We start from the raw sequence: 4492 nt of genomic DNA on the forward strand, positions 1-4492 counted from the left end.
AGAGGTGTTGATGGTGATACCACGAGCTTTTTCTTCCGGCGCGTTATCGATCTGGTCGAATGCGCGAGCGGAACCACCGTAGGTTTTAGCCAGAACGGTAGTGATGGCAGCGGTCAGCGTTGTTTTACCATGGTCAACGTGGCCGATAGTACCGACGTTAACGTGCGGTTTTGTACGTTCAAACTTTTCTTTAGACATCGATTGTCCCTCTAAGACACGGATAAATCGGTGATATCACCACATCAACCAGGCAACATGCCCGACTTGTTGAATGAACATAACAGAAGAGAAACAGGGAAGGAGAGAAAAGAAGTGGTGCTGATACCCAGAGTCGAACTGGGGACCTCACCCTTACCAAGGGTGCGCTCTACCAACTGAGCCATATCAGCACGTCTGGAGCGGGCAGCGGGAATCGAACCCGCATCATCAGCTTGGAAGGCTGAGGTAATAGCCATTATACGATGCCCGCATCCTGAAACTCGGCTACCCAGTTCTTTCTGTAATACTAAAAAGACTGCTCTCTTTAGTATTGAGCTGATTAGTTTACCCAACCAACTCCGGCTACGCAAAGCGTCGCCAGAAAGTGGTGGTGGGGGAAGGATTCGAACCTTCGAAGTCGATGACGGCAGATTTACAGTCTGCTCCCTTTGGCCGCTCGGGAACCCCACCCAAATTGTTATGGTGCCGACTACCGGAATCGAACTGGTGACCTACTGATTACAAGTCAGTTGCTCTACCTACTGAGCTAAGTCGGCATCAAGTAGCGCGCATTCTAGGGAGAGGAGCGAGTTCATGCAACTAAAAATTTGCATAAAACGTTCTCTTGCTCACATTTTGTGCTCTTACGCGAAAAAACGGTGTAATTTCAAACAGAGGAGTGCAAATAATCGCCAGCAAACGGGCCCATCAGGCGCGGTTTCGGTCAGCCACGTTTACCAGGAACGTATGCTGACCGTAAACTGAAAGGCAGCAGGCCGTTAGTACCATCCTGTTAGCAAAGGCCATGCTTTGCAAAGCATAAGAAACTTATTCCTCTCTTGTGACGCTGGCGCGAGAAAGCGGCATTCAATGAGTTTTTTTCTTATTATTCCCGGCAATCTGGTGTTACCCTCCTGCCCATTGTCCTGATTAACTCGTGTGAAGCATCGCCGTTTCAACGTATTCGGTGATGGTAAGAACATGCTTATGAGCCAAAAAGAGCAGACGTTAATGACACCGTACCTACAATTTAACCGCCACCAATGGGCTGCACTTCGTGATTCTGTCCCGATGACGTTAACCGAGGAAGAAATCACGCGGTTAAAAGGCATCAACGAAGATCTCTCTCTGGAAGAGGTTGCTGAGATCTATTTGCCGCTGTCGCGTTTGCTCAACTTCTATATCAGTTCTAACCTGCGTCGTCAGGCTGTTCTCGAACAATTTCTTGGCACCAACGGTCAGCGAATTCCCTATATTATCAGTATCGCTGGCAGCGTGGCGGTAGGAAAAAGCACCACCGCCCGTGTACTGCAGGCCTTGCTGAGCCGTTGGCCAGAGCATCGCCATGTCGAACTCATTACCACTGACGGATTTTTGCACCCTAACTCAGTTTTGAAAGAACGTGGGTTAATGAAGAAAAAAGGCTTTCCGCAGTCCTATGATATGCATCGGCTGGTAAAGTTTGTCTCCGATCTCAAATCAGGGGTACCACAGGCAACTGCACCGGTTTATTCCCATCTAATTTATGATGTTATTCCCGACGGCGATAAAACCGTCGCGCAACCGGATATTCTCATTCTTGAAGGACTGAATGTTCTGCAAAGTGGAATGGATTATCCACACGATCCGCATCATGTATTCGTATCGGATTTTGTCGACTTTTCTATTTATGTCGATGCCCCGGAAGAATTATTGAAAAGCTGGTATATCAACCGCTTTCTTAAATTCCGGGAAGGGGCATTTACCGACCCGGATTCTTATTTCCATAATTACGCCAAGCTGTCGAAGGAAGAAGCGGTCGAAATTGCCACCTCGCTTTGGAACGAGATTAACCTAATGAATCTCAAGGAAAACATCCTTCCAACTCGCGAGCGCGCCAGCCTGATTATGACCAAGAGCGCCAATCATTCTGTTAATCAGGTACGCTTACGTAAATAAAGCAAAGGGAGCCGGAGCTCCCTTTTTTATTCTGCGCTGCGCAATGATATTTCACCACCAACCCAGGCTTTTATCACACCATCCTGCTCCAGCAATAGCGCACCCTGGGCGTCAATGCCGCGGGAAATGCCATAAATTTCTTTATCACCGATAATCAGTTTTACCGGACGATGAATAAAGTTATCCAGTTTTTCCCAGCGCGGCAGATAAGGAGCCAACCCTTCCTGCTCGAACAGCTCCAGTCCCAGGCGCAGCTCTTTAATCAGGCGCGCGGCGAGGAGATTACGGTCGATGACCACCCCCGCTTCCTGAAGACTGATCCAACCCTGATTGACGACATCAGACTCCACACGACGCATCACAAGGTTGATACCCGCGCCGCTGACGATTTGTGCGGCATCGCCCGTTTTCCCCGTCAGCTCCACGAGGATCCCTGACAGCTTACGATCCTGCAGGTAAATATCGTTTGGCCATTTCACGCGAACCTGTTCGGCCCCGAGTTGCTGCAGCACTTCAGCGATCACAATACCAATCACCAGGCTTAGGCCAATCGCCGCTGCCGGGCCCTGCTCCAGACGCCAGTACATCGAGAGATAGAGATTCGCACCAAAGGGGGAAAACCATTTTCTGCCTCGCCGGCCTCGCCCTGCCTGCTGATATTCAGCTACGCAGGCATCGCCGGACGTCAGTTCATCCAGTCTGTCCAGCAAATACTGGTTAGTGGAGTCGATTACCGGAAGGACAGTCACGCGACCGTGCTCTATCTGTTGGGAGATCTTTTTCTCATCCAACAGATGAATGGGCTCTGGCAGGCTGTACCCCTTGCCCGGCACGGTAAACACATCGACGCCCCAGTCGCGTAACGTCTGGATATGCTTATTAATCGCCGCCCGGCTCATGCCTAACTGCTCGCCAAGCTGTTCACCTGAGTGAAACTCACCATCAGCAAGGATAGAAATTAGCGTTAAAGGGATAGTATGGTCTTTCACGCAATGCTCTCCTCTGCGTTGACTTCACCATGCGTTCCAATGAAGCGCACCTCGGGCTGAAGCCATACATTGAATTTTGCCCCCACCTGCTGGCGAACGTAATGGGCTAGCTTTATCACATCCTCGCTGGTCGCTTGATCTTCATTAATCAGTACCAGCGCCTGCTGTCGATGCACGGCCGCGCCGCCGATGCGTTTTCCTTTGAGCTGACATTGATCGATTAGCCAGCCAGCGGCCAGCTTGACGCTGCCATTTGCCTGCGGATAGTGCGGTGCATGAGGGAACTGCGCCAGCAGCGCTTCAGCAACCTGAGCGCTGACGATCGGGTTCTTAAAAAAGCTGCCAGCATTACCGTTAATCTTTGGATCCGGCAATTTAGTCATTCGCATATGGCAGACCGCATCGAATACCTGCTGCGGGGTGACTCTCTGCGGATCGAGACGTGTTAAATCACCGTAGCTCAGCACAGGTCGCCACGCTTTCGCTAACGATAAGCCAATCGCGACGATGGCGTAGCGGTCCTGATATTCATGTTTAAAGATACTGTCGCGATAGCCGAAACGGCATTCCGCCGCGGAAAGGCGTTGTTTACGTCCCGTTTCCAGCTCGATGCAGTCAACATATTCGCAGACCCGCTGTAATTCGACGCCGTAGGCGCCAATATTCTGGATCGGCGACGATCCTGCGCAGCCTGGGATTAATGCCAGATTTTCCAGACCAGGCATCGCATGCTGTAGCGTGAACTGCACCAGTTGATGCCAGTTTTCGCCGGCGCCGACGTGCAAGCGCCAGGCATCCGGGGTTTCGCTCACCTCGATCCCCATAATCCGGTTGAGGATCACCGTACCGGCATAGTCGTTCAGAAACAGGACGTTACTGCCTTCCCCAAGGATTAGCGTGGGTTCGCCAGCCGCGGCAGCGGTTTGCCAGGCGCTTAGCAACTGTTGCTCAGTTTCGGCGCGTACTATCGTATTGGCGGATCGCTCAATGCCAAAGGTATTCCAGGGTTTGAGGGAGTGGTTCATAGTGGCTTCCTGATGCAAAATCGGCGTTAGTTTACCGTATCTGGCGGGGGAAGGCTTGCCTGATTACAGAGGCAATAATATTGCGGAGCGTTACCAGTGGTGAGAGGTGTACCGCGCCGGGCTACAGAACCCGCAAGGCCCCTGGCCCAGGTAAGCGCAGCGCCACCGGGGGGGCATGCCGGCACCCTTCCCGGATGGCACAAACGCAAAAAAGCCCAGTCTTTCGACTGGGCTTTCTGCTTTATTTGATGCCTGGCAGTTCCCTACTCTCACATGGGGAGACCCCACACTACCATCGGCGCTACGGCGTTTCACTTCTGAGTTCGGCATGGGGTCAGGTGG

Annotated in this window: 4 protein-coding genes, 4 tRNA genes and 1 rRNA gene; 1 reads left to right on the forward strand and 8 read right to left on the reverse strand. The window is 51.8% G+C overall.

The annotated features are described in order from the left end of the window. From ACQUTI_RS26175 to ACQUTI_RS26195, 5 genes are all read right to left on the reverse strand, one after another. Positions 1-198, reverse strand: a 198-nt coding sequence (locus ACQUTI_RS26175; protein WP_032440645.1) for a GTP-binding protein, incomplete at its 3' end; no start/stop codon positions are given. Between the two features lie 115 nt (positions 199-313). After that, positions 314-389, reverse strand: a tRNA-Thr gene (locus ACQUTI_RS26180). A gap of 5 nt (positions 390-394) precedes the next feature. Next, positions 395-469, reverse strand: a tRNA-Gly gene (locus tag ACQUTI_RS26185). A gap of 115 nt (positions 470-584) precedes the next feature. Further along, positions 585-669 (reverse strand) — tRNA-Tyr (locus tag ACQUTI_RS26190). Positions 670-679: 10 nt separating this feature from the next. Further along, positions 680-755, reverse strand: a tRNA-Thr gene (locus ACQUTI_RS26195). Positions 756-1185: 430 nt separating this feature from the next. Here ACQUTI_RS26195 and coaA point away from each other — a divergent pair. Then, positions 1186-2136 (forward strand): type I pantothenate kinase, encoded by a 951-nt coding sequence (gene coaA / locus ACQUTI_RS26200; protein WP_004206833.1) that lies wholly within the window; start codon positions 1186-1188, stop codon positions 2134-2136. A 26-nt stretch (positions 2137-2162) separates the two neighbouring features. Here coaA and birA read toward each other — a convergent pair whose 3' ends face one another. The 3 genes from birA to rrf all read right to left on the reverse strand — a co-directional run. Then, the gene (birA, locus tag ACQUTI_RS26205; protein WP_004206834.1) at positions 2163-3125 is read right to left on the reverse strand and encodes a bifunctional biotin--[acetyl-CoA-carboxylase] ligase/biotin operon repressor BirA; all 963 of its coding nucleotides are present in this window, start codon (positions 3123-3125) and stop codon (positions 2163-2165) included. After that, positions 3122-4150 carry a UDP-N-acetylmuramate dehydrogenase gene (gene murB / locus ACQUTI_RS26210; protein WP_017901455.1) on the reverse strand — a complete coding sequence of 343 codons (1029 nt, stop codon included), beginning with the start codon at positions 4148-4150 and terminating at the stop codon, positions 3122-3124. Before murB ends, birA begins: the two co-directional genes overlap by 4 nt. Before the next feature lie 250 nt (positions 4151-4400). Continuing rightward, positions 4401-4492, reverse strand: a 5S ribosomal RNA gene (gene rrf, locus ACQUTI_RS26215); the annotation flags it as partial.

It is taken from the genome of Klebsiella sp. 7-CIP_Kleb., assembly GCF_050378655.1.
Taxonomy (GTDB): Bacteria; Pseudomonadota; Gammaproteobacteria; order Enterobacterales; family Enterobacteriaceae; genus Klebsiella; species Klebsiella quasipneumoniae.